General features: G+C 60.9%; 23 protein-coding genes. 5 read left to right on the top strand and 18 right to left on the bottom strand.

The window, feature by feature from the left end; genetic code table 11:
- The first annotated feature begins 86 nt into the window (after positions 1-86).
- Positions 87-1,451 carry a S41 family peptidase gene (locus O9X62_RS13105; protein ID WP_269533347.1) on the top strand — a complete coding sequence of 455 codons (1,365 nt, stop codon included), beginning with the start codon at positions 87-89 and terminating at the stop codon, positions 1,449-1,451.
- Positions 1,452-1,514: 63 nt separating this feature from the next.
- On the opposite strand, the gene O9X62_RS13110 is transcribed toward O9X62_RS13105, so the two are convergent.
- On the bottom strand, positions 1,515-4,355 hold the full coding sequence (locus O9X62_RS13110) for a M48 family metallopeptidase (protein WP_269533348.1): 2,841 nt from the start codon (positions 4,353-4,355) through the stop codon (positions 1,515-1,517).
- Positions 4,356-4,678: 323 nt separating this feature from the next.
- Here O9X62_RS13110 and O9X62_RS13115 point away from each other — a divergent pair, with 323 nt between their 5' ends.
- The 3 genes from O9X62_RS13115 (at position 4,679) to O9X62_RS13125 (ending at position 9,471) form a co-directional block, all read left to right on the top strand.
- Positions 4,679-7,999: a S41 family peptidase gene (locus O9X62_RS13115; RefSeq protein WP_269533349.1), complete on the top strand. Its 3,321-nt coding sequence runs from the start codon at positions 4,679-4,681 to the stop codon at positions 7,997-7,999.
- Positions 8,000-8,203: 204 nt separating this feature from the next.
- Entirely contained in the window at positions 8,204-8,800 is a 597-nt protein-coding gene (locus O9X62_RS13120) for a DNA-3-methyladenine glycosylase I (protein ID WP_269533351.1), read from the top strand.
- Complete coding sequence (locus O9X62_RS13125) at positions 8,797-9,471, top strand: alpha/beta hydrolase (RefSeq protein ID WP_269533352.1); 675 nt, start codon at positions 8,797-8,799, stop codon at positions 9,469-9,471. Before O9X62_RS13120 ends, O9X62_RS13125 begins: the two co-directional genes overlap by 4 nt.
- A gap of 65 nt (positions 9,472-9,536) precedes the next feature.
- Here the strand turns inward: O9X62_RS13125 and O9X62_RS13130 are convergent, their stop codons facing one another.
- The 14 genes from O9X62_RS13130 to rpoE form a co-directional block, all read right to left on the bottom strand.
- Positions 9,537-11,261: a hypothetical protein gene (locus O9X62_RS13130; protein WP_269533354.1), complete on the bottom strand. Its 1,725-nt coding sequence runs from the start codon at positions 11,259-11,261 to the stop codon at positions 9,537-9,539.
- Positions 11,261-11,623 carry an STAS/SEC14 domain-containing protein gene (locus O9X62_RS13135; RefSeq protein WP_269533356.1) on the bottom strand — a complete coding sequence of 121 codons (363 nt, stop codon included), beginning with the start codon at positions 11,621-11,623 and terminating at the stop codon, positions 11,261-11,263. The genes O9X62_RS13130 and O9X62_RS13135 overlap by 1 nt, the downstream gene beginning before the upstream one ends.
- Positions 11,624-11,725: 102 nt before the next feature.
- Positions 11,726-12,106 carry a holo-ACP synthase gene (gene acpS, locus O9X62_RS13140; protein WP_269533357.1) on the bottom strand — a complete coding sequence of 127 codons (381 nt, stop codon included), beginning with the start codon at positions 12,104-12,106 and terminating at the stop codon, positions 11,726-11,728.
- Positions 12,103-12,843, bottom strand: coding sequence for a DNA repair protein RecO (gene recO / locus O9X62_RS13145; RefSeq protein ID WP_269533359.1), 741 nt, complete (start codon positions 12,841-12,843; stop codon positions 12,103-12,105). The genes acpS and recO overlap by 4 nt, the downstream gene beginning before the upstream one ends.
- A gap of 14 nt (positions 12,844-12,857) precedes the next feature.
- Positions 12,858-13,748 carry a GTPase Era gene (gene era, locus O9X62_RS13150; protein WP_269533361.1) on the bottom strand — a complete coding sequence of 297 codons (891 nt, stop codon included), beginning with the start codon at positions 13,746-13,748 and terminating at the stop codon, positions 12,858-12,860.
- A 2-nt stretch (positions 13,749-13,750) separates the two neighbouring features.
- Positions 13,751-14,440, bottom strand: coding sequence for a ribonuclease III (rnc, locus tag O9X62_RS13155; protein ID WP_269533363.1), 690 nt, complete (start codon positions 14,438-14,440; stop codon positions 13,751-13,753).
- Positions 14,437-14,802, bottom strand: coding sequence for a DUF4845 domain-containing protein (locus O9X62_RS13160; protein ID WP_269533364.1), 366 nt, complete (start codon positions 14,800-14,802; stop codon positions 14,437-14,439). Before O9X62_RS13160 ends, rnc begins: the two co-directional genes overlap by 4 nt.
- 86 nt (positions 14,803-14,888) lie before the next feature.
- On the bottom strand, positions 14,889-15,863 hold the full coding sequence (gene lepB, locus O9X62_RS13165) for a signal peptidase I (protein ID WP_269533365.1): 975 nt from the start codon (positions 15,861-15,863) through the stop codon (positions 14,889-14,891).
- 125 nt (positions 15,864-15,988) lie between these two features.
- Positions 15,989-17,782 (bottom strand): translation elongation factor 4, encoded by a 1,794-nt coding sequence (gene lepA / locus O9X62_RS13170; protein ID WP_269533366.1) that lies wholly within the window; start codon positions 17,780-17,782, stop codon positions 15,989-15,991.
- Between the two features lie 143 nt (positions 17,783-17,925).
- The gene (locus O9X62_RS13175) at positions 17,926-18,180 is read right to left on the bottom strand and encodes a glutaredoxin family protein (protein ID WP_269533367.1); all 255 of its coding nucleotides are present in this window, start codon (positions 18,178-18,180) and stop codon (positions 17,926-17,928) included.
- Complete coding sequence (locus O9X62_RS13180) at positions 18,173-19,684, bottom strand: DegQ family serine endoprotease (RefSeq protein ID WP_269533368.1); 1,512 nt, start codon at positions 19,682-19,684, stop codon at positions 18,173-18,175. The genes O9X62_RS13175 and O9X62_RS13180 overlap by 8 nt, the downstream gene beginning before the upstream one ends.
- A gap of 123 nt (positions 19,685-19,807) precedes the next feature.
- A complete protein-coding gene (locus O9X62_RS13185; RefSeq protein ID WP_269533369.1) occupies positions 19,808-20,791 on the bottom strand; it encodes a MucB/RseB C-terminal domain-containing protein in 984 nt (327 codons plus the stop codon).
- Positions 20,792-20,827: 36 nt separating this feature from the next.
- On the bottom strand, positions 20,828-21,337 hold the full coding sequence (locus O9X62_RS13190; protein WP_269533370.1) for a sigma-E factor negative regulatory protein: 510 nt from the start codon (positions 21,335-21,337) through the stop codon (positions 20,828-20,830).
- 29 nt (positions 21,338-21,366) lie between these two features.
- Positions 21,367-21,972, bottom strand: coding sequence for an RNA polymerase sigma factor RpoE (gene rpoE / locus O9X62_RS13195; RefSeq protein ID WP_269533518.1), 606 nt, complete (start codon positions 21,970-21,972; stop codon positions 21,367-21,369).
- 320 nt (positions 21,973-22,292) lie between these two features.
- Here rpoE and nadB point away from each other — a divergent pair, with 320 nt between their 5' ends.
- Complete coding sequence (gene nadB, locus O9X62_RS13200; RefSeq protein WP_269533371.1) at positions 22,293-23,876, top strand: L-aspartate oxidase; 1,584 nt, start codon at positions 22,293-22,295, stop codon at positions 23,874-23,876.
- On the opposite strand, the gene O9X62_RS13205 is transcribed toward nadB, so the two are convergent.
- The 3 genes from O9X62_RS13205 to O9X62_RS13215 form a co-directional block, all read right to left on the bottom strand.
- Positions 23,864-24,298 (bottom strand): protein YgfX, encoded by a 435-nt coding sequence (locus tag O9X62_RS13205; RefSeq protein WP_308446473.1) that lies wholly within the window; start codon positions 24,296-24,298, stop codon positions 23,864-23,866. The two genes, nadB and O9X62_RS13205, sit on opposite strands and share 13 nt — an antisense overlap.
- 26 nt (positions 24,299-24,324) lie before the next feature.
- Positions 24,325-25,014: an SIMPL domain-containing protein gene (locus O9X62_RS13210; protein ID WP_269533373.1), complete on the bottom strand. Its 690-nt coding sequence runs from the start codon at positions 25,012-25,014 to the stop codon at positions 24,325-24,327.
- Positions 25,015-25,083: 69 nt separating this feature from the next.
- Positions 25,084-25,446: a hypothetical protein gene (locus O9X62_RS13215; RefSeq protein ID WP_269533374.1), complete on the bottom strand. Its 363-nt coding sequence runs from the start codon at positions 25,444-25,446 to the stop codon at positions 25,084-25,086.
- Positions 25,447-25,536 lie beyond the last annotated feature (90 nt).

Raw genomic sequence — 25,536 nt, forward strand, 5'->3', positions numbered from 1 at the left:
AACCCGGCTATAACAATCGTTTCCGAGCCGTATCCGGATGCGGATACGGTACCCAGGCTGCATCCACTTTCAACATCGACCGCTCCATGACCCCTACCCCGTTGCGCACCCTGCTGCTGACCTGCCTGCTGTGGTGCGCCCATCTCTGCTACGCCGATAACCTTGACCAACAGCCCAGCTATCCCCCCGAACAACTACAAGCCGACTTCCGCTTCATGCAAGAAGCCATAGCCCAGACTCATCCCGACGTCGGTCATTCGGTCGATCCCGCTGCGCTGGCAACGGCTTTCCAGCAAGTCGAAGCGCAGCTGACGCAGCCGATGACGCGCGACGAGGCCTGGCAACGCTGGTCCACGCTGAACCCGCTGTTTGCCGATGCGCATCTCGCCATCACCCAGCCCGACTGGCGCAGCCAGACGGCGGCTTTCCTCAAGGCGGGTGGCGCGCTGTTTCCGTTCGCCGTGTATATCGACCCGCAAGGCCATCTATTCATACGTACCGATGCCGATGGCACGGCCAGCCCGTTCGCCGGCGCCCGGATCACCCGTATCAACGGCCAGCCGGCCGACAAACTCGTGGCCGCCGTGCTGGCGCGTACGCACGGCGATACCGCCGCCTTCCGCAACCATGTCGCCGCCCGCCGATGGTTCTATCTGTACTGGAAGCTGCACGGCGCACCGGATACGTTTGAGCTGACCCTGCAACAGGGCAAGAAAACCCGCCAGCTCAGCCTTGCCGCCAGCAAACACACGCCCGTCGTGCTGCAGGCCGATGCCGAATTTGCGAAGCAGTTCAGCCTCGACCTGCTGTCCGATGCCACGGCCGTGCTGACCATCAAGGCCTTCTACTGGCCCGACAAACCGGCCTACTTTGCTTTCATGGAACAGTCGTTCCAGCGCATCCGCGATGCCGGCATCCGCAAGCTGATCATCGATATCCGCGACAACGAAGGCGGTGATGACGATATGTGGAAGTCGGGCATACTCAAGTACATCGCGAGCAAGCCCTACCGCACCGGCAGCAGCTATGTGAAAAAGGTGATTGCCGGACGTGCCAGCGGCAACGAAAAGGTGGGCGATGTGGTGCACGGCGAGATCGCCACCTGGGAGCAGCCGCTGTTGACGCATCCTTTGCACTTCAGCGGTCAGACTTATGTACTGGTTGGTCGGCACACCTACTCGTCGGCCGTGCTGTTTGCCAATACCGTGCAGGATTTCGGCATCGCACAACTCGTCGGCGCCGGGGGCTATGTGCGTACGCGCCAGAGCGGCGGCATCCAGGTCAAGGCCCTGCCCCACACCGGGCTGGAAATCGTGGCACCGAGATTCATCCTCAGCCGCCCATCGGGCCAGCAACAGACGCCACTGCTGCAACCGGACCTGGTCCTGCCCGACCCGCCATTTGCCCCTCAGGCCTTGATCACGCAGCTACGCAATCACCTCAGGCGCTGAGATAACGCCCCATCCAACAAAAACGGCCATCGCAAGATGGCCGTTTTTGTTGCGATGCTGTGGTCAGCGACTTTGGGCCGCATCGAGCACCTGCCACTCCTCGGTATGCCGCCGGCCCATCTGATCCCAACGCGCATGCACCGTTACCAGCTGCCTGCGCTGCTGATCACTTTGCAGCAACTTGAACTGCTCATCGGGTGGCGCATCGCCCAAACCGCTCAGCACCGTGCGCGTGGCGCCGCCGCTCTTGGTGCTTATCGATTCCGGCGCATTACCAAAGTAAATGTCGGCCTTGGCATGCAGCCAGCGCTGCGTGCCCAAGAGGCGCGGTTCGCGCTCTGCGGCGTTACCGTAGGTGGCCGTCCACTCCACCAGCGGGCTGGCCGAGGCCACGTTGTAGACATAGTGGCGCTGGTGACCATCGAGTTCGGGCTCGAATTGCTCGATCAGTTCGCCGTCGCGGGTCGTGGTGCGTACCTTGGCCAGCTCGCTTGAACTGGCTTCAATGGTTTCAGTACCGAAGGGGTCGATATCGATGCGCTGCTCACCCAGCTGCACCTGCACGGCACGTCCCAGACCGTTGTAAATGCTGAGATCAGACTTCGAGCCGGCCATGCCGCTGAAACCCAGCACGCTGCCCACGATCAATACCGATACAGCCAGTCGCGCCGTGGCCGGCATCCAGCCCTCGGCAATCTGGAAGCGATCCCACAGCCCGAGTTTGCGCTGCCGCTCACGTTCCTCGCCCGGCAGCAAGGTGGGGTAATCGCCGGGCACCTGGGCTGGCTCGGGCGCCGCGCCATCCACCTTGCCCAGCACGATCTGCTGCTCGGTGTGCAGCAACTGCTCCAGCGTGCATTGCTGCAAGCCCGCCAGTGCACCGGTGGTGGCGTTGACCCAACCGTCGATCACACCCATCCAGTCGTTGATGTTGTCGTCGTCGGCCGGGGGCAGTTTGAGTTCTTCGAGCATGGCCGGCCAGCTCTCGACCTTGAGTCGTGCCAGCACCCCTGCACACGGCACAACCATGCCCTGTTGGTCGTATACGCGCTTGAGCACGCCATGCAGCTCGTTGGCCACGCCGAGTAGCCGCACCAGCTCCTTTTTGCTGACCTTGCCGTCGGCCGTCACGACCGCCACCGTATTGCCCAGCAAGCCTTGGGCATCCTCCAGATCAGCCAGCGTGTGTTCAGCGTAATGGAGCAGCTTGATCAAGCCCTTGAGATACTGCGGCCAGCCATTGCCGATAAGCGTAGCCGCATGAATGTGCACGCTACGGCATTCACGGTCATGTGCCAGCAAGCGCTCGTGTAGAGATTCAATCTCGTCGCTGACTGCGCGGATGGCATCGGGCAACTCGCCATGGCTGATGACTTTGCCGCGATGCATGATTTGCCCGCCACGCGCTTTGAAATAGCCATCGCGCACCGCCTCGAGCGTGCCATGCTCGTGCTGCAGCTCGCGCAGGCGGTTCAGGTCATCGGCGAGTGCCTCGGGGTACAAAGCCGCCAGCGCGGCCTGCAGATCGGTAATCGAGGCGTGGTGATACAGCTCGGTCGCCTTGCGGGCAGCACGCGTCATGGGCCGCCCCAGGTGGGCGCCTCGATAGCGGCCGTGGTACTGCAGCAAGCCATAACGCTCGGCCAGCGCCGCTTCGGTCTGTTCGGCCGATGAAGGCTGGGCTTCGGTTTTGCCGATCAGGCGGGTCTGAAGACCTTGCCTGAGTTGATCGGCATCGCGGAACAACAGCCAGGCACTACGCGGATCATGGGTACCGCGCAGGTACAAGCGCTTGGCATTTTCTTCGCGGTCTTCATTGGCTGGGTGAGTAGACCACATCTGTGGTGGGCTGGCCAGGCTGCGCGCAAAAAGCCGATGGCGTGCCGGATCACCCTTGGGGCGTGGCACGCGGCCATAGTGCGGATCGTTACGAATCTGCCCAACGCGCTGGATGATGCGACGCTGTACCGCAAACAGATCATGCACCACACGACCCTCGGCCAGCTCGGTCCGGCCCAGACTCAAAGCGCGGGACCAGGCTTCATCGGCGGATTGCAGCTTGTGCAGCGCATGGACAAGCTCATCGCTGCCGGTCAGCGAAACGGCCACCAGATCAGCCTGAAATTCCATCTGCCGCGACAAAGCGCGCTGCGCGAGCACCACGCCACGGAACGCCGTATCGAGCAGAGAGCGAATCGACCACACGATCAAGGTCAACAACCAGCCCACCCAAGCGAGGCGGAAGTCAGTTCCTGACAGGGTCTTGAGCAGCTTGTCGAGCGCATCACGGCGATGGATCAGGTGGCTGGCGATCTGCTGGGCGATATAGACCCAGCTGCCAATCGCCATCGAACGCTGCGCGAAATGGCCGAACTCGTGCGCCAGCACCGCCTTGAGTTCGCTCAGCGTGAGCACATTGACGAGTGCCAAGCCGATTTCCAGATTCTTGCGTGAGGGAAACAGCAGGTTCAGCACCGAAATATCGTAGAACACCGCCGCGTTGACACGCGCCGAGACAAACACGCGCTTGGGTCGCGGCGCGCCCGCCTCGTCAGCCAAGCGGTAGATGAAGGCGAACAGATCAGGCTGCTGTGCGGGTGTCAGTTCAAAGTCATCCACATTGCCGCCACGGCGCACAAAGAACACCGCCTTGACCATGAACACCGCCAGAAAGGCAGCACACACGCCCACGATCAGATGCAGGATCGTATCCTCGCTGCCGGCAAACAATTCACCCAGATGCCAGTAGGCAGTCCAGCCAAACCAGGCCGTCAGCGCCAGATACAAGGCCACGAACACGCCCAGGCTGAGTACGGCAATCCAGGCCTGGCGCTTGAAGGCCGCGCTAGGACGGGTCAGTTGCTGCGGCACCTGTTCCGGGCCGGCGGGATAGAGAGTGTGCATGGCGGGGCAAATCGGGCTTGCGTGGTGGTTGAAAGGTCCGCGCCGCGCCACACGTGTACCTCATACGGCTCAGCTCGGCCGCAACGCTAACCCAAAACCGTGCTGGCCGTCATTGTCCGCAGGCAGGCTTCGCTTCTGGCTCCCCCTTGAGTCATGCCGGCCGAGCGGTGCCGTTCCGCTGACGTTTGCGTCAACCGTGCAACAGGGATACACCATTCATCCGTGCAGACGACAGCCCGTCGCACCTTGTATTCCCCTCAGCCGACCCGCGCCGCTAGCATCCCGGCTTTGCCCGTTGGCCGACCCACCAAGGAAACACAACGATGAACCGCACCCGCCTCGCCCTCGGCATTGCCAGCCTGCTGGCCGCCTGGCCTGTCGTGACGCAAGCTGCCTACCTCCGCTTCCCTGCGCTGGCGCAGGACAAGATCGTGTTCACTGCCGAAGGCGATTTGTGGTCTGCACCGCTTGCCGGCGGGCCAGCCCAGCGGCTGACCACGCATGCCGCCGAAGAAAGCCGCGCCGCCGTCTCGCCCGATGGCAAATGGATCGCCTTTATCGCCAACTACGAAGGCCCGGCCGAGGCCTATGTGATGCCTGTCGGCGGTGGCCAGCCGCAACGCCTCACGTTTGAACATGGCCGGGTGGCTGTGCTGGGCTGGACGGCACAGGGCGAAGTGCTCTACAGCGCGCCTTGGCGCAGCGGCCCACCGTCGATGCGCGTGATCAGCGCCGTCAAACCCGGTTCGCTCGCACGCCGCACCTTCCCGCTGGCCGATGCCAATGATGGCGTAGTGGATAGCAAAGGGGAGTATCTCTACTTTGTGCGCTTTGGCGCGGCGCTCAACACCGATAACGCCCGCTACTACCGTGGCGGTGCCATGGCGCAGCTGTGGCGCTACAAGCTCGATGGCCCGGCCGAGGCCCAGCGCATCGGCCCGCAGGATGCCAACCTCAAGCGCCCCATGCTGTGGAACAACCGCCTGCTGGCCGTGAGCGATGCCGATGGCCGCGACAACCTGTGGTCGTTCGCGCTCGATGGCAGCGATGCGCGCCAGCTCACCCGCCACCAGGATTTCGATGTACGTGGCGCGAGCTACGGGCAGAACCGCGTGGTCTACCAACTGGGTGCAGACCTGCGCGTGCTGGACTTGACCAGCAATCAGGATCGCCCCGTCAATATCGACCTCGTCTCCGATTTCGATCAGCAGCGCGCACGCTGGATCGACAAGCCGCTCAAGTATCTGGGCAGCACCCGGCTATCGCACGATGGTGAGCGCCTCGTGCTGGTCGCGCGCGGCAAGGTGGCCATTGCCGGCACCGGCCCGCAGCGCCGCGTTGAAATCGCCCAACCGGCCGGCAGCCGCATCAAGCAAGCCGTGCTGAGCCGCGATGGCAAATCGGTGTACGCCATTTGCGACGCCACGGGCGAGCAGGAAATCTGGCGCTTCCCGGCCGATGGCAGTGCCGGTGGCAAGGCGCTGACCAGCGATGGCAGCACCCAGCGCCTGAGTCTGTATCTCTCACCCGATGGCAAGCAGCTGGCCCACACCGACAAGCACGGCCGCCTGTGGCTGCTGGATCTGGCATCGGGCAAGAACGAGGTGATCGACGACGGCAGCGATGTCGGCAACGAGGACTACAACGCTGTCGAATGGTCGGCCGATAGCCGCGCCATTGCCATCGTGCGCCAGACCAGCAAGCGGCTGATGCCGCAACTGGGCCTGTATAGCCTGGATAACAAGCGCGTCAGCTGGCTCACATCGGACAAATATGCCTCCGGCGACCCGGCCTTCAGCCCGGATGGCAAGTGGCTGTATTTCCTGTCGGATCGCCAGTTCGATGCCACCAAGGGCGGCCCCTGGGGTGACCGCAATACCGGCGCGAGCTTCGAGCGCCGCACCAAGATCTACGCGCTGGCCCTGCAGGCCGGTAACCGCTTCCCGTTCCAACCCAAGGATGAACTGGAAGCCGGCAAGAATGATGAGAAAAAGGACGAGGGCGAAGCCAAGAAGCCCGAAGCCAAAGCCGACGACAAGGACAAAAAGCCCGACGACAAGAAGGACGCCAAGCCCAAGCTGCCCGCGATTGCCTGGAATGGCCTCAGTGAGCGCCTGTTCGAAGTACCGCTGGCTGGCGGCGATTACCGCAACCTCAGCGTCGATGCCAAGCGTCTCTACGTGCTTGATGGCGACCGTGACAAAGCCGATCTGAAAACCCTGGCCATCGAGAACACGGGTCCCAAGATCGAAACCTTTGCCAGCGATGTCACGGGTTACCAGCTCTCGCAAGACGGCAAAAAGCTCTTTTACCGCAAGGGCAAGGAAGAAGGCACCAGCCTCTATATTGTGGAAGCCGGCGCAAAGGCCCCGACCGATCTGGCCAAGAGCACGGTGCGGCTGGGCGACTGGAACCTCTATCTGGAGCCCCGTGCCGAATGGCAGCAGATGTTTGTAGACGCCTGGCGCATGCATCGCGATTCGCTGTTTGATCGCAAGATGCGCGGTGTGGACTGGCAAGCCGTGCGCAAGCACTACGCCCCGCTGGCCGAGCGAGTGACTGATCGCGCCGAACTCGACGATGTACTGGCGCAGATGATTGCCGAACTGGGCGCACTGCACTCGCAGGTCATCCCCGGTGACAACCGCCGTGGCACCGAAGTCGCCGCCCCCGCTGGCCTGGGTGCAGATGTGGAACGCATCAAGACCGGCTGGCTGATCAGCCGCATCTATCGCACCGAGGCCGAGCTGCCCAGCGAGCGCGGCCCCCTGCAAGCGCCGGGCTTGGATGTGCGCGAAGGAGATGTGATCCTCTCGATCAACGGTCGCGGTGCCGACGAGGTGCGCGATTTCACCGATCTGCTGCGCAATCAGGCGGGCCAGCAAGTGCTGCTGGAGATCAAGCGTGGCGATGCCGCGCCCCGCAAGGTGGTGGTTACCCCCGTCAACGCCCGCCAGCAGATGATGCTGCGTTACAACGACTGGGAGCAAGTACGCAAAGACAAGGTGGAACGCGCCGGCAAGGGCCAGCTCGGTTATCTGCATCTGCGCGCCATGGGCGGCAGCGACATGGCCAGCTTCGTGCGCGAGTTCTATGCCCAGTACGAGCGAGACGGCCTGATCATCGACGTACGCCGCAACAACGGCGGCAACATCGATAGCTGGATCATCGAAAAGCTGCTGCGCCGCGTCTGGGCCTTCTGGGGCCCACCCGCCAAGGGCTACCCCTACGGCAATATGCAGCAGACCTTCCGCGGCCACCTGGTGGTGCTGACCGACGAGATGACCTATTCCGACGGCGAAACCTTTGCCGCCGGCATCAAGGCGCTCAAGCTCGGCCCGGTCATCGGCACACGCACCAGTGGTGCGGGGGTATGGCTATCGGACAGCAATGTGCTCGTTGATGAAGGCATTGCCCGCGTCGCCGAATTCCCGCAATTCGGCATCGATGGCCAATGGCTGATCGAAGGCGTGGGCGTCGCGCCCGATATCGAGGTGGTCAACCCGCCGCTGGCCACCTTCAAGGGCGAAGACAAGCAGCTCGACGCCGCGATCCGCTACCTGCAGGACAAGCTGGCCAAGGAACCGATCAAACCGATGGTGCCCGAGGCGATTCCGCCGTTGCGCCCAAAGACCAAGCTGTAACCGGTAGGGTGCATTAGGCCCCAAGGCCGCATTGCACCTCACTGCAACGCATCGACACGGTGATGCAATGCGCTGCGCTTATTGCACCCTACGCGTTCCCTAGGCAGGTCGGGCTTGTACCGACCTGCCCCCTTGCCCTGGGTGGTGAACCCAAGCGCAAACCCGGTTAAGCTCCGGGCTCAAACCACCCGCCCAGGCATCGCCATGCATTCCGATCCCGACATCCTGTGCCGCTGCCACTGGGCCAACCCCAAGAACCCGCGTTACCTCGCCTACCACGACGAGGAATGGGGGGTGCCCTGCCACGATGAAACCACGCTGTTCGAGATGCTCAATCTCGAAGGCGCGCAGGCCGGTTTGTCGTGGGAAACCATCCTCAACAAGCGCGATCACTACCGCGCCGTGTTCGACCAATGGCAACCGGAACGCATTGCCCGCTACGACGACACCAAAGTCGCCGCCCTGCTGGCCGATGCCGGCATCGTCCGCAACCGCCTCAAGGTCGCCGCCACCATCAGCAATGCCCAAGCCTGGCTGCGCCTGCGAGATAGCGGCCGCAGTCTCGATACCCTGCTGTGGGCCTATGTGGACGGCCAGCCCATCCAGAACAATCTGGCCAGCTCGCGCGATACGCCGGCCAAAACGCCGTTGTCGGACAAAATCTCCAAAGATCTGGGCGAGCTGGGCTTCAAATTCGTGGGCTCCACCATCATCTACGCCTACATGCAGGCAATCGGCATGGTCAACGACCACCCGCTAACCTGCTTCCGCCACCTCGCCGTCAAAGACCTGAACCGATGAATACCCTGCTGGAAACCATTGAAGTCGAAACCCGCCCCCAGCCCGAGTGGGCCGTGATCTGGATGCACGGCCTGGGTGCCGACGGCAACGATTTCGCCTCCATCGTTCCTGAACTGGGCCTGCAGAATGCGCCCGGCGTGCGCTTCGTTTTCCCGCACGCGCCGGTGATCCCGGTGACCTGCAATAACGGCTACATGATGCGCGCCTGGTACGACATCCTCGAAATCGGCAGTCTCAGCCGCCGCGTCGACGAAGCCGGCATCCGCAGCAACCGCGACGCTATTCGCGCCCTGATCGCGCGCGAGAACGAGCGCGGCATACCGACCGAGCGCATCGTCCTCGCCGGCTTCTCGCAAGGCGGTGCCATGGTCTACAGCGTAGGTCTGACCCACCCGGAAAAACTGGCCGGCCTGATTGCGCTATCGACCTACATCCCTTCGCAAGCCCTGATCGACAGCGAGAAGCACACTGCCAACGCCAACACACCCATCTTTGCCGCCCACGGCGTGCAAGACCCTATCGTGCCGTATGCCTTGGGTGAAGCCGCCGCCAAGCAGGTCGGCACCAGCGGTCACCCCGTAGAGTGGCGCAGCTACCGCATGCCGCATTCGGTGTGCATGGAAGAGATCGAGGCGATTGGGGTCTGGTTGAAGGCGCGTATGGGGGTTTGATTCTCGGGCTACAAAAAGATAAAAAGCCGACCTTGTGGTCGGCTTTTTATCTGGAAAGGCCCAGTTCAAGCATCGCGCCGCAGCAAATCAATCAAGGTCCAGGTCCAATCCGGCCCCTTTTCCAGAATATCGCTGATGCGGATCACAAAGGCTTTGTCGCGCGCTACCACGTGGTAAAGCTTGCCCGGTGAATAGTCGGCCGAGTGCATCAGCAGCGAGTTCGCTTGTTTGCCGGATTCATTCATGTAAGGAATGTACAGACCCGCTTTGCGCGGGATCAGGCCCACGGTGTCGATGCCGCCATCGAGCGACATTTGTGGCTGCTTTTCTTCCTCCAGCGATTTCATGCTGGCCGCGACGGGAGTGGGCGTCAGCAGTTGGATGCCCACGTAGAACTGCTCGGGGTTGATGCGGTTAAGACGGCGGATGACGCTGATCATCCAGGGGTCGTGGTCGCTATTGCGTACCGCGAGCAGCACGCCCAAGCGGACCCAGTCGTGCCCATCTACCGGCAGGATTGCACCAAAACCACCCTCGGATTCGTTCTCGATTACCCATTCCTGGAAATCCGTGCTCTTGGCCTTGTTCACATAGGCATCGCTACGTGCCATGGCGGCGGCGAGCTTGCGCTTGGTGCGCTCGGTGACGTAGCCATAGAGCTTCATGTCCATGACTTCGTCGTTATCGGGCGCACCACGGGCCGTGGCGCGGGCCATGGCGCGTTCGTCGTCGAATCGCACGGCCGAAAAAATGGTCGAGAGGCCCGAGGTCACCTGGATGAGTTTGTCGACCTTGACCCGCTCGCTACGGGACGACTGCTGATTGCGCTCGCGGGACCAGAGGATTTCGAGCTGACGCAGGAAGTCCAGGCAGGCCGGCATGCGAGCATCTTCACCCAGGCCCACATGGGCCGGTGTATCTCCAGCTTCCAGCAGGCCCATGATACGGTTCATCTCCACCAGGACTTCGCTCACACCCCAGAAGCGCAGCATGTCGCCTTCCACGGCCTCGTGGATCTTGGCGGGGCCGGTGGGCTCGGCCAGATTGACGCAGAACTGGTGCACACCTTCGCGGTACTTTCGCTCCACCTGCACAAGGCGCGACCAAGAGGCCAGCCAGCTATCGGCCCAGTCGTACTGACGCAGACTGAAGTTGCCATTGCTGAGTGTGGCCAGCATCTGGATGCGGATGAACTCGTCGGCACACGACGTCGGCTGGGTATCGCGTTCTTCGTAAAGCTCGAAGGGTTGGCTGTCAAAACCACCCAGCTCGGCCAGCCGATATAGCTGATTGGCAGATGCCCAGAGTACTGCGGGTGGAATCTGGAACCGGAAGTAGTGCCATTTGACCTGGATGCCCACATAGTGGAGGGCGCGCGCTAGCATGAGGGCCGTTGCCTGCTCAAAGCCGGCGGCCTCGTCGGGACGGGGATCTTCCAGACGGACAAAGGGGTGATAGGCGGCCAGCATGACGCGGGCAAACCCGACAATCTCGTTCCAGAGCTTTTCCTCGATGGCCTTGCCGGCACGGGGATTCTGGATGTACTGCTGGCGCACCTGTTCGTAGGTAGCCTGGACCTTCTCGTCGATCACCATCAGGGCTTGCAGGGTGGCCAGCCGTGGCGGTGCACGTTCGGCGATCTGTGCGGCCATCTCGCGTACCGCGGCGAGCTGGCCGGCGATATCCTCCTGCCGCACTTCTCGCATCCACTGGGCAGCGGATTTGGCATCGGCCAGCGGGTCAACTTCGCGCTTGACCATGCCGGAAAGCGATTCGAATAGCTTGCGCATCAGTTGGCTACCATCTGGTTTTCGATCAGCCAGGCTTCCGCCGTGGCGCTATCGGCAAACAGGCGGACATCGGCATTGACGAAGAGACGGGCGATCCAGGTCGCCCAGGTCGTCCATTCATCGGTGCTGACCACCGCAATCTGGCCAAAATCATTGGCATGTTCACGACTGAAGCGGATTTCTTCCCACACCACATCCAGCGTATAGCCCCGCATATTGCCAAGATCAATCAGCAGGTTGGGCCGGCCGTGGAAACGTAGCTCGTAAAGCACGCTCTCTTCAAACTCGCGATAGTCTGCCAAGGTAAACTGGCCTGCGACAGTGGCAAGGACGCCGTGTTCACGGTGCTCGATGGCGATCATGATGGGGTTCCTCTTCTGGGTGGGCCAGACCACGTTCAACGCGGCCCCGCAACACACCTTGGGTTACAACACAGGCTGCATGACTTTGTTATACCGGGCCTGTCAGCCGGTTTCCAGCACGACAAACGCAACAACCGCGCCACGCTCGTCGCTCAGCGACAGATGCACACCGGTGATACCGCGTTCATTCATGTAGTGCGCAATGGCAGTATCGACCTTAATACCGGGTTTGCCAGCCACATCGTGTTCGATACACAGGCCGGCCAGCGTGACGGGGGGGCGTATTGCGGTACCCAGCGCCTTGCCGAAGGCTTCCTTGGCGGCCCAGCGTTTGGCCAGATAGCGTGGTTTGTCCTTGGCCGAGTCCAGTTGCTCGCGCTCGGCAGGGGCCAGCAGACGGGCAACCAGACGATCACCATGGCGGGCATACGCTGCGGCCATGCGGTCAATATCAATCAGATCGGTGCCGATGCCGTAAATCACAGTTTATGCAGATCGCGGAGGATTTTTCGGGTGTGCAGCGGTGCATCGGCAAGCAACTCGCCCAGTATGCCGCGCATCAGCTGCTTGGCCTGCAAGGCGGCCTGAGGCTCAAGGGCCCCGCCGCTAGCCAGCGCCATCAGGGTGGCGCCTTGGAACGTGACCCCTTGTGCTGCGCGGGTCTCTGCCACTGGCAGAATGCCCTTGCCGGACAGGTAGCGGTAATCGGCCAGGGGCTGCACAGGGCGCCCCTGTGCATCCTGATCCAGCGCGAAGCCATATCCCAGCTCGTTAATCAGGGCGAGCTCAAAACGACGCAAGATGGGTTCGACATCTGCCGGAGCCATCGAGAGTGCGCCTACTGCATGGCTATAGGCATCGAACAGGCCGGGGGCAGGATCTTCGCGAGCGAGCAGCTTGATCAGCAATTCATTGAGATAGAAACCGCAGATCAGTGCCAGTCCGGACAGCTGTGGCACACCACCCTGCCATTCCGCCGCGTGGAGGGTCTTGAGCTCACCGCTGCCAAACCAGGAAACCCGCAGAGGCTGGAACGCCATCAGGTTGCCCCGCAGCGCCGACGTGGGTCGGCGTGCACCCCTTGCCACTAGTGCGACCCGGCCGTGATCACGGGTAAAGATGTCGACGATCAGGCTGGTTTCTTTATACGGATAACCATGCAGCTGCCAGCCGGGCGTGGCCTCGACGCGCTGCTTGCTGCGGGCAAAGGTTTCCGCCACGTCTGCCCGCTGCCTTATTCGTAGCCGTACTGACGCACCAGACGGCTATCGTCGGCCCAACCGCTTTTGACCTTGACGAAGACTTCGAGGTACACGCGGCAGTCGAACATCTTTTCCATATCGGTGCGTGCCTGCGTGGAGATTTCCTTGAGCTTGGCACCCTTGTCACCGATCACGATGGCCTTGTGCGCATCCCGGTCCACCAGAATCGAAGCGAAAATCCGGCGCAAATTGCCTTCCTGCTCGAACTTCTCGATCTCGACCGTGGTGGAGTACGGCAACTCGTCGCCCACCAGACGAAAGATCTTTTCACGCACCAGCTCCGCGGCCAGGAAGCGCTCGCTACGATCTGTGACCTGATCTTCGTCGTACATGCGATCGCCTTCGGGCAACAGCGGCCGTATCGCGTCAAGCAAGACCTCGATCTTCATGATCTTCTTGGCAGAGATCGGGACAATGGCATGAAACGGGAACTGCTCTGCCATACGCTGGATAAAGGGCAGCAGCTGATTCTTGTCGGTGAGCAGATCCGCCTTGTTGAGCACCAGCACCACCGGCCGGGTCTTGGGCAGCAGCTTCATGACCTCGACATCCCGCGCATCGAACTTGCTGGCCTCGATCACGAACAGCACCACGTCCACATCAGATAACGTGGTGGTGACACCACGGTTCATTGCGTCGTTCAGGGCGTTGCGGTGCTTGGTCTGGAAACCCGGCGTATCGACAAACACATACTGGGCATCCGGGTCGGTGCGGATGCCGGTGATACGGTGACGCGTTGTCTGGGCCTTGCGCGAGACAATGCTGATTTTCTGACCGATCAGCCGGTTGAGCAGCGTGGATTTGCCCACATTGGGGCGGCCGACAATGGCGATGAAGCCGGCGCGGGAAGTGGTATCGGTCATGGCTATTTGCTACTCCTGCCCTCGGGCAAACTGTCCAGCGCCAAGGTGGCGGCAGCCTGTTCGGCCGCACGGCGACTGGCTCCATCTCCACGCGTCGTGAGATTGAGCTCGCTGATGCGGCATTCAACAACAAAATGCTGATCGTGGGCCTCACCCTGCTGGTTCACGATCGAATATTGGGGCAAACCATGCCGGCGTGCTTGCAGCCACTCCTGCAGGCGTGTCTTGCTGTCCTTGCCGTGGGTGAGCGGGTTGATCGCGGCGATGCGCGGCCCGACCAGTCTGGCCACGGCCCTGCTGGCTTCAGCGTAGTCCGAATCGAGGCAGATCGCGGCAAATAACGCTTCCAGCGTGTCGGCCAGAATGGACGGGCGCTGGTGTCCGCCACTGCGCACCTCTCCCTCGCCCAGACGCAGATGAACACTCAGGTTCAGATCCTGCGCCAGCTCGGCAAGGGTTTCCTTTTTGACAAGGCTGGCGCGCAAGCGGGAAAGCTCGCCTTCGCTGAGGGCCGGGAAGGTATCGAACAGAAGGCGGGCAACCGCAGCGTTGAGGATGCTGTCGCCCAGAAATTCCAAACGTTCGTTGTGCGGCAAACCAAAACTGCGATGGGTGAGTGCTTGACGCAGCAGCTGGGGATCACGGAAACGATGACCCAGCGCGGCTTCCAGCCTGGCAGTGTCGCCGCTCACTGGCCCTCGCCGCCGTGCTTGGCTTCGGTTGTGAAGTCGAACTTGAGGCTGACATTGGCGACAAGCGGAATGATTTTCTCGTAGCTGGTCGAGATGGTAGTACCGCTTTGATCCTGAATGATGTCGAGATCCGTACCCTGAACGGTCGTGATGTAGTCAATCGTCGCACGCTTGTCGAATGCGGCACGGATCTCGGCAGGTGGCGCACCCGCCATTTGTTTGGCGATATCGGCAATGGCCTTCTTCACGCCAAAGTACTCGGTGTACGCAGGCACCATCTTCAAACCCAATACCAGCGCACCGCCCAGAATGATGGCCCAGGTCAGCATGTTGATCATGCTTACACCACGTTGCTTACGCATTGCTGCTCCTTTGTTCTTTGTCAGTGCCGAATGGCGGTAAACATCATCTCGCGCCATTCTAGGCAGGCTGGCGGGCTTTGCAACCGTCAGCGGATGCGGGTGCCGATACGGCTCAGATCACCCAGGTTCATCCAGATCAGGAAAGCCCTGCCGGCAAGGTGGTCATCGGGTACAAAACCCCAGTATCGGCCATCGTTGCTGTTGTCGCGATTATCTCCCAACATCATGTACTGGCCTTGCGGCACTGTGCAACTGAAGCCGGTTTCATCATGCTGGCAATTGTTGGCGCGCTGCGGGAAATCATGCACACCAAGCGGCAACAGTGTCGGCGCGCCAGGCAGGTTCAGGGTTTCGTAGCTGCGTGTACCCATCCGTTCCTGCATGCGAACTGTCTGCAAAGGCTGATCGGGCTGATCGGCATAGCGATATTCGCCCAGCGGCACGCTGTCGATACGCTCGCCGTTGATGGTCAATACCTTGTTGCGATACTCGACTTTGTCACCGGGTATGCCCACCACACGCTTGATGTAGTTGATCTTGGTGTTTTCAGGGAAACGGAATACCACCACATCACCGCGCTCAGGCTTGCCCACGGGAATGACCGGTATGTTCAGGAACGGGATGCGCACGCCGTAAGCGGACTTGTTGATCAGGATGAAGTCACCCACGATCAGGCCCGGCCGCATGGAGCTAGACGGAATCTGCATCGGTTCCACCACGAAGGTTTTGCCCACACCGATCAACGCCAGAATCAGCGCGTTGGAGTAACCGAACGCCGCCCAATCGGGCATCGGCTTGTCGTTGCCTTTGGCCTTGTAGCCCCGCAGCTTGGCAAACAATGCCAGCACGGCAGCCACCATCATGATCACGAAGAAGAGATCGCTGGGGTTGGCAAACATCGACAACACACCCCAGGCACCCACCAGGATCAGGAAGTAACCCCAAAGCGCGGTCTCGCTCATGCGTTCAGCGTCATACACGGGTTCGTTGCGGCGCCGGGAACGCCAGATCAGCACAGGGCCGGCAAACAGCGCGACAAAAGCGAGCAGGGTCCAGTTCATGAGGGCCTTTAGATAGGGGAAGCGTTGACCAGGAATTTCACTGTATCAGTCTCTCGCGAGCCAGACTGGCGAGAGGCGACCGGGTAAGCCGTGGCAGGCACGAATACCCGGTTTTGTGGCACGACCTACTTGTCGCTGACCTGCAAGATGGCGAGGAAAGCCTCCTGCGGGATCTCGACATTACCGACCTGCTTCATGCGCTTCTTGCCCGCCTTCTGCTTTTCGAGCAGCTTCTTCTTGCGGGTAATGTCGCCGCCATAACACTTGGCGAGCACGTCCTTGCGCATGGCCTTGACGGTTTCGCGCGCAATGATGTGTGCGCCGATGGCCGCCTGGATGGCAATGTCGAACATCTGCCGCGGAATCAGTTCACGCATCTTGCTGACCAGTTCACGGCCGCGATACACGCTGTTGCCACGGTGCACCATCAGGCTCAGCGCATCAACACGCTCGCCATTGACGAGCACATCGAGCTTGACCAGATCATCGGCGCGGAATTCCTTGAAATCGTAATCGAGCGAGGCATAGCCACGGCTCACCGACTTGAGCTTGTCGAAGAAGTCCATCACCACTTCGGCCATGGGCAGCTCATAGGTCAGCATGACCTGGCGGCCCATGTACTGCATGTTCTTCTGCACACCGCGCTTCACATTGCACAGTGTCATCACCGGGCCCACATAGTCTTGTGGCATCAGGATGGTGGCCGTGATGATGGGCTCGCGAATTTCTTCAATCTTGGAGAGTTCCGGCAAGCGCGAGGGGTTTTCGATTTCGATCAGCTCACCGTCCTTGAGCAGCACCTGGTACACCACGGTGGGCGCCGTGGTGATAAGGTCCATATCGAATTCGCGCTCCAGGCGTTCCTGAACGATTTCCAGGTGCAGGAGCCCCAGGAAACCGCAGCGGAAGCCAAAGCCCAGGGCCTGCGAGACTTCGGGCTCGAAGTGCAGCGAGGCATCGTTGAGCTTGAGCTTTTCCAGGCTGTCGCGCAACGAGTCATAGTCATGCGACTCGACCGGGTACAGGCCGGCAAACACCTGCGACTTCACTTCCTTGAAACCGGGCAGTGGTTGCTCGGCCGCAGGCTTCACATGGGTAATCGTATCGCCTACCTTGGCCGAGGCAATATCCTTGATACCGGCAATCACGAAACCGACTTCGCCGGCCTTGAGCGTGTCGCGCTGTATAGACTTGGGGGTGAACACGCCGACCTGTTCGCACAGATGCTGTGCCTTCGTCGACATGAACAGCAGTTTGTCCTTGGGCGAAATCTGGCCATCCACCACACGCACCAGCATGACCACGCCCACGTAGTTGTCGAACCACGAGTCGATGATCAGCGCCTTGAGGGGGCCGTCAGGATTGCCCTGCGGGGCCGGAATCTTGCTGACCACGGTTTCGAGGATATCCTCGATGCCGATACCGTTCTTGGCCGAAGCACGCACGGCATCCACGGCGTCGATACCGACGATGTCATGAATTTCGTCGATGACGCGCTCGGGTTCGGCAGCGGGCAGGTCGATCTTGTTGAGCACGGCAACGACTTCCACGCCCTGCTCGATGGCGGTGTAGCAGTTGGCCACGGTCTGCGCCTCTACCCCTTGCGAGGCATCCACCACCAGCAGTGCACCTTCGCACGCGGCCAGGGAGCGGCTGACTTCGTAGCTGAAATCGACGTGGCCGGGGGTGTCGATGAGGTTCAGGTTGTAGATCTGGCCGTCACGAGCTTTGTACTGCAAAGCGGCCGTCTGCGCCTTGATGGTGATGCCGCGCTCTTTCTCGATATCCATCGAGTCGAGCACCTGTTCGCTCATTTCGCGCAGCTCCAGCCCGCCGCAAAACTGGATGAAGCGGTCGGCCAGCGTCGATTTGCCGTGGTCGATGTGGGCGATGATGGAGAAATTGCGGATGTGATTCATAAGGAACAGCCAGAACTTTCAACGCAAAGGCGCAAAGACCGCAAAGGAGCACTGCAAACTCTCTGCGGCTTTGCGCCTAGCATCCGGTGATAAGCAGAAAAGTGGGCACGTTATTGCGTGCCCACCTTGAATTTGCAGCGATTTTACCGGATTCGGGCCAGATAGGCATCCAGCTTGCGCCGATCAAGGTGATAGAAGCAGATCACCTCATCATGCAAACCGGCCAACACCGGGACCATTTCGTTGTATTTGGCCTCGGCGGCATCATCGTCATCAATATCGAACCAGACGACATCCAGCCCCAGATCCGGTGCCAGCAGACGCAGTTCTTCACGCATCTGCTGGCACAGACTGCAGTACTCGCGACCATAAAGCGTCAGCAAGACTGGTTCAGTCATTGGATTTGTCACCCTTCTCCGGCAGCTTCAGACTCACAAACAAGGAAGCCTCACCACGGCGGATACGCAGAGGGACCGAGCTGCCCGGTTTGGCCTTGGCAAAGGTTTCATCCAGCTGGGCAAACGATTTGAGATCTTCACCACCTACGCCAACAATCACATCACCCTGCTGTATGCCGGCTGTCGCCGCAGGCCCCTGCGCAGCCATGACCTGCAGACCGAACTTGATGCCGAACTGCCGCAACATGGCAGGTGGCGCTTCGCGCACGGTGAGGCCGGACTTGTTCATGGCCTCATTGTCCTTGCTCTCACGCTTGCGTTCGCGTTGCTGGGCACGGCCATCGGCAGGCTGATCCATCTCGGCAACCGTCACATTGAGGCGCTTCGACGACTTATCTCGCCAGATATCCACCGGCACCGTTTTGCCAGGGGCGGTGTCGCCCACCACGCGCGGCAGGTCGGTCGACTCCTCAATGGTTGTGCCGTTGAACTTCAGGATTACATCGCCAGCCTTGAAGCCAGCCTTGGCCGCCGGGCCCTCTGGGTCCACATTGCTAATCAGCGCGCCCTTGTTGTCCTTGAGGCCGAAGTCACGAGCCAGATCATCGCTGAGAGGCTGGATGCCGACACCAATCCGGCCACGGGTTACCTTGCCGTTCTGCTTGAGCTGGTCGGCAATCTGCATGGCAGCATCAATCGGAATGGCAAACGACAAGCCCATATAGCCACCAGAGCGGCTGAAAATCTGCGAGTTGATGCCCACCACCTCACCGCGCACATTGAACAGCGGACCACCCGAGTTACCTGGGTTCACTGCGGCATCGGTCTGAATGAAAGGCACATAGTTCTCAGCGGGCAAATTGCGGCCCTTGGCACTGACGATACCCGCCGTCACTGTGCTGTCGAGGCCGAACGGGGAGCCGATAGCCACTACCCACTCACCCACACGCAACTTTTCGCTGGAGCCCACCCGGACGACAGGCAGATCCTTGGCCTCAATCTTGAGCAGTGCAACATCAGTGCGAGCATCCGAGCCAATCACCTTGGCCTTGAACTCCCGCTTGTCATTCAGCCGCACCGTAATTTCATCCGCCTCGGCAACAACATGGGCGTTGGTCAACAGATAGCCATCGCGGGCAATGATGAACCCCGAGCCCAGCGATTGCGCACGCTCCTCGCGCGGCTGGTTGGGCACCACCCCGCGCGGGACCGGGAATCCAAAACGGCGGAAGAACTCGAACGGATCTTCCTCGCCATTACCGAACTGATTGCGGGCACTGCGGATGATCTGGCTGGTACTGATATTGACAACCGCCTTACCCTCCTGATCGACCAAGGCACTGAAGTCCGGCAGACCCGTTACCAGCGGAGCACGTTCCACAGAGGGCGTGGCAGGCGCTGCGGGCTTGGTGGCAGGGCCGGCTGCCACCTCTGCATTGGCGGCCTCGGTACAGGCTGTCAGACCGCAGGCGAACATCAAAGCGGCCAGTAGGCTGATTTTCATGCGAGCAATCCTTCTATTGTTGCAGGAACGGAAATCAACGCAGCACGTCAGGCTGCGCAACGTAAATAGGTATCGGCCAGGCTGATTTCAAGCGCGGAGCGTCAACCGGAAACAGGTACCCGTTCAGCGTGGTACGTACGACTGAGCGAACAGCTGCACGGTGCGTAGCGGCACTTCACCCACGGCGGTAATCCGCCAGCCAGCAACCTGACGCGTATAGAAGCTGACATTGCCCTGTGCCAAAGGCACATCGACCTGGGCATTGGATGCGGGTTCAATGAAAACCGAAACCGTGGCCATACCGTCGCTGTAGAGATAGTGGAGCACTGGTGCCGCGCGTCCCTGGAGCTGGGTGTGAGTTTCTTTGACCAGACGGAAGCCTGGGGGCACATTGGTCGAATTGAACTCGACATAGTCACCACCAAGTTGCGGCGGCGATGGCGCAACCTGGCGTGGCACCGGCGTCACTGGCAGAGCCTTGTTCGCCAATACCGGCTTGAGTGCCTGCTTGTCGATATGCCCGCCAATCTGCAGCTGGGTAAAGGTGAACTGCTCAAGCTGCACAGTGCGATCAGGGTTATACATCGCACTTTTGAGCATCAGGCCGGAGTTGGGTTCGACGCATAACCGATGCGGATTGCGCAGCTTGTCACGGGGATCGAGCGCAACGACCTGACATTCGTATCCCGCCACCCGCTCGACATTGAGCTTGCGGAATGTGTAGTTGCTGAGCACGTCCACGATCTGATCAGGAATGATGCCGGGGAAAAACTTGTTGGCAGCCCGCCGATCCAGCTGGAACGGCTTCATATTGGGCATGTAGCACGTTATCTGGTCGTTATTGCGGACGAACTCACGGGGTAGACCATCGAGCGACTCACGCCGCTCCTGCTCGCCGGCTGCATCGAAGACATGGGCGAGTCTGAAGGTTTCCATGCTGTCCTGCCGCTGGAACAGGTAAACCCCGCTGTAATTGAGTACCCGAGCAGCCGCGCCCATCTTTCTGAGCAGCGCGGCAGATTCTGCCGTGGTCATCTGTTCCGACGCCTGCGCAGGCAGGCCAAGCATCAGGAACAACAGCGCAGAACGCAGGAGGGCGGCAGGCATGAAACGTCGCAAATCAGGAGAGTGAGAAAGGGGCAATCAGCGCTGACCGTTCACACGTTCGGCCTCAGCACCACTGAGGATAACGGGGCGATGCACATAGCCGGGGTTGCCAAGCATGGCCTGATGCGCAACCAGATAAGGATTGACCGCCTCGCCCTGCACGCGTGGCGCTTTCATGGGAGCAGCCACCATCTGGGTGGGCGAAACAGCCACACCCCGGGCGCCACCCACATACCAGGCAGTGGCACTGACCAGCGCCACCGAGGCTGCCATGGACACGGCCACCCAGCGTTTGCCGGGCATGGCGCGATGTGGTCGACGCATCGCATTGGGGGCAAGAATGGCAGGCTCATCGGCAAGACGCGCAGAGAAACGGTCCATGAAATCGTCGGGCAAACCCGGGCACGCGTTCATGGCATCACCAATCAGGTGGTAGGTCTGCCAGCTGTCCGCACAATCCGGATCCTGCTTCATGGACTGCAGCACCGCATCCAGCTCGTGGTCATCCCACTCGCCGTCCATCATGGCCGAGACTTTATCCTGCATGATCTTCACTCTGTTCGGTTCCACTCGGCTCACCAGCGACGATCCTTGCCGGCAGATTCGATCATCGGCCGCAGCTGCGCAGCGATGGCTTCCCGTGCTCGGAATATACGCGAACGCACTGTGCCGATGGGGCAATTCATGACCTCGGCGATGTCCTCGTACGACAAGCCTTCCATCTCGCGCAAGGTAATCGCGGTGCGCAATTCTTCGGGCAATGCCTCCACCGCCTTGTTGACCGTGGTCACGATCTGGCGGTTCATCAACTCGGTCTCTGGGGTGTTCATGTCGGGCAACTGGGCTGCCGTATCCAGCGTTTCACCATCTTCATCCTCGTACTCGGTAGAGAGCACAGGGCGGCGACCCAGTGTGGCCAGATAGTTCTTGGCCGTATTGATGGCGATCCGGTAAAGCCAGGTGTAGAAAGCGCTCTCGCCCCGGAAGGCCGGCAGTGCGCGATAGGCCTTGATGAAGGCCTCTTGAGTTACATCTTCTATCTCGGCCTGATCGCGGATCATGCGGCTGAGCAGCCGGCCGATCTTGCGGTGGTATTTCACCACCAGCAGCTCGAACGCCTTCTTGTCGCCGCGCTGAACGCGGAGAACCAATTCGTGATCAATGTCCCGCTCAGTCGGCATGCTCGCTGTTTTTCCCTGATCGGCAGTCATGGCCTTGGCAGGCGCTGCGTCAATCTTGGGAACATGCGTGCTGGCGGCCGGCTTTTCAAGCGGCTGCTTGCGGTTATCCTGCTTGTCGTCGCGCTGCCAGGCATCCAGCAGGCTGTTGGGGTGTAGCGTAATGGTTTCCATTGATACGGCGCCTTTCCCTTGCCCCTCCCTGTGGGGTACACGACACTGACCCGCCTTTGCGCCGATAAGTTCCACGAGTTTTTACCGGAGACAGGCCCCCTGCCCTGCTTTGGTATAGTGGCGGCACTCTCCCCTGCATGATGACCCCGATGCACCGACATGATGTCCTGATCCTCGGCAGCGGCCTCGCCGGCATGACGCTGGCCCTGCAACTGGCCGACACCCACCGTGTGGCCATAATCACCAAGCGCAGCCTGACCGACGGCGCCAGCCAATGGGCTCAAGGTGGCATTGCCGCCGTGCTCGACCAGACCGACAGCGTGGCCGATCACGTCAGCGATACGCTGGTTGCCGGCGCCGGCCTGTGTGACGAAGCGGCGACCCGTTTCATCCTTGAGCGTGCGCGAAGCGCCATCGATTGGCTCATTGAACTCGGCGTCCCCTTCACGCCCGATGCCGAGCACGAGACAGGATTTCACCTGACTCGCGAAGGCGGTCATTCGCATCGGCGCATCATTCACGCGGCAGATGCCACAGGCGCAGCCGTCATTGACACACTTGCGGCCAGAGTACGGGCGCATCCCAATATCGCCATCTTCGAAGAGCATATTGCGGTCGACCTGATTGTGGGACACAAACTGGGGCTTGGTGATACCGGCTGCCTGGGCGCCTACGTGCTCGACAAGCATCGTGATCGTGTCGAAACCTTTACCGCCAGCCACACGGTGCTCGCCACCGGGGGAGCAGGCAAGGTCTACCTCTACACCACCAACCCGGATACCGCGACGGGCGATGGTATCGCCATGGGCTGGCGTGCCGGGTGCCGGGTGGCCAACATGGAATTCGTGCAATTTCACCCGACCAGTCTCTACCACCCTCACGCCAAGAGCTTTCTGATTACCGAAGCCGTGCGTGGCGAGGGCGGTCTGCTCAAGCTGCCCGACGGCACACGCTTCATGCCCCAGCACGACGAGCGCGGCGAACTGGCCCCGCGCGATATCGTGGCACGCGCCATCGACTTTGAAATGAAGCGTCACGGCGTGGATTGCGTGTATCTCGACATCAGCCACCAGCCCGCCGAGTTCATCCGCGAGCACTTTCCCACCGTGCATCAGCGCTGCCTTGAGCTGGGCATCGACATCACGCGGCAACCGATTCCGGTGGTGCCGGCGGCGCACTATACCTGCGGCGGCCTGATCACGGATCTGAACGGGCGTACCGACATTCCCGGACTTTATGCGATTGGCGAAACGGCCTGTACCGGCCTGCATGGTGCCAACCGGCTGGCCAGCAATTCCCTGCTCGAAGCCATGGTGCTCGGCCGCGAAGCCGCACTGGCCATCAAGGCGTCCGCCGTACCCGTCCAGCCCCAACCACCCGCTTGGGATGAAAGCCGGGTGACGGACGCCGATGAAGAAGTGGTGATTTCCCATAACTGGGATGAGTTGCGGCGCTTCATGTGGGACTACGTGGGCATCGTGCGCACCGACAAGCGCCTCGAACGCGCCGCGCATCGCATCAACCTGCTGCGTAGCGAAATCGATGAGTTCTACGCCAACTTCCGCGTCAGTAACGATCTGATCGAACTGCGGAATCTGGTTGATACTGCCGATCTGATCGTACGCTCGGCCCAGGGTCGCAAGGAGAGCCGGGGGCTGCATTTCAGCCGTGACTACCCTACGCAACACGCCAGCACGCAGGACACCATCCTGGCCGGCCGTCAGGATCGCTGATCGGCCGTACGGCCCCAACGCAGCCACGCACGCAGGTGTCGAAGGACATCGGCTGGCGCACTGTCTGGCCAAAGCACCAGTGTCACGGGGGCCTGGGCCCCCCGCGCAAGCCTCATCACGACAAGCCAAGGGGTAACCAGGCGCCGGCCGGTCAGCACGACCTCACTGCTCCCGGTCGGCAAGGTGAGGTGCCAGCTACCATCTGGCTGCAATACCAGCGCCCCTTGCGTTGGCGCACGCCTAAGCTGCAAACCGGCACTGATCAACAGCAAAGCCAGCCCGGCAAGCCGGGCTGGCAACGCCATGGGCATGGCAAGCAATACCAGCGCCACTACACCATGCAGTGCGATCATCAACCTGCGTTCGATCCGGGACGGACTAAACGCAAGGTGCAATGCGGGGACTTGCCTGAGTCTCGGCATCGGACACGCCTCAGCTTGCGCCCCGCTCAGTCAATCTGCACGCTCCCGGCCACACCCACGACAACCTCGCTTTCACCACCTTCCATCGGTGGCGGCGCCATCTCCGCGACCATGCTCTTTGCCATCAGCATCGGTGCACGTTGTACTGGCTGTGGGTAGCTACCGCTGGTATTGATGCTGATATTGACGAGTTTGTAACCCTTGCCGCCGAGACTGCGTTGCGCCGCATCGGCTCTGGCTCGGAAGGCATTGATGGCCTCGCCCATCAGCGCCGTTTCCATTTTCTCCCGGGTGTCAGCCGCGACCGAGAAACTCATGCCGCCCAGTTGCATCTGGGTCTGCAGTTTGCCGATCAACTCGGCAAGGACCTTGAAATCTTTGGACTCGACTCGGACCTCCGCCCTGCCTCGCCAGCCTTCGGCCTTGTTCTTGCTGTTATAGAGCGGGTACACGTGATTCCCGCCCATACTCACCTTGACGGCCCCATAGGCCTTGGCAATGCGCAGGGCATCGGCTGCCGCCCGGTTGAGCTTGTCCGCCAGTACCGCGGCACTGGGGTCACTGAACTCCACATACAGGGATGCCTGGGCCAGATCATTGGGCACGGCACGACGCACTTCAGCCTGCAGGTTGACCACGTTGTAATGGGGCTGCTCGGCCGCTTGGCCAAGGCCTGCCAGCATGAGCAGGGCCGCGTAAGGAAGGGCAACTCGCATGAACATCATCCTTGTCGTGAAAACGGGCCCAGTCTGGGCCCGCCTGGCTGAATCCCGAATGAACCCGCTTCAGTGCAGGCCGTGATCCGCGGTCGGGCTGTTATGGATATCCTGATCCACACTGTCCATCAGCACCGTGTGAATCTCGACATCGAACCACTCCCAGAATGCCTTGAGATTGCGGCTTTTGGGCCACAGCTTGGTGTCCTGCGTCCACGAGGACAACTCCATTTCGAATACGCGATCCGCCATCTCGTCGATATAGGCAATCCCGTCTTCCTGCTCGTTGACTTCGGGGATCATCAGGACCGTGCAGTCGCTGCGTATATCGTTGAGTGTCAGGGTGACCTCGTTTTCGGGCAGTTTATTGAGCCAGTCCAGAAAAGGTTGCTTGGGCTTGATCACCGCAATGGAACGATCGACGAAATACATGAGACTCTCCTGATTTAAGCAGGGTCAGGATAGCATGGCCCCAGCGGGCGCTATGAAGCCCGGTGGGCATCGCATAGAATCAAGGCAAGC

The organism is Chitinimonas sp. BJYL2 (assembly GCF_027257935.1).
GTDB lineage: Bacteria > Pseudomonadota > Gammaproteobacteria > Burkholderiales > Chitinimonadaceae > Chitinimonas.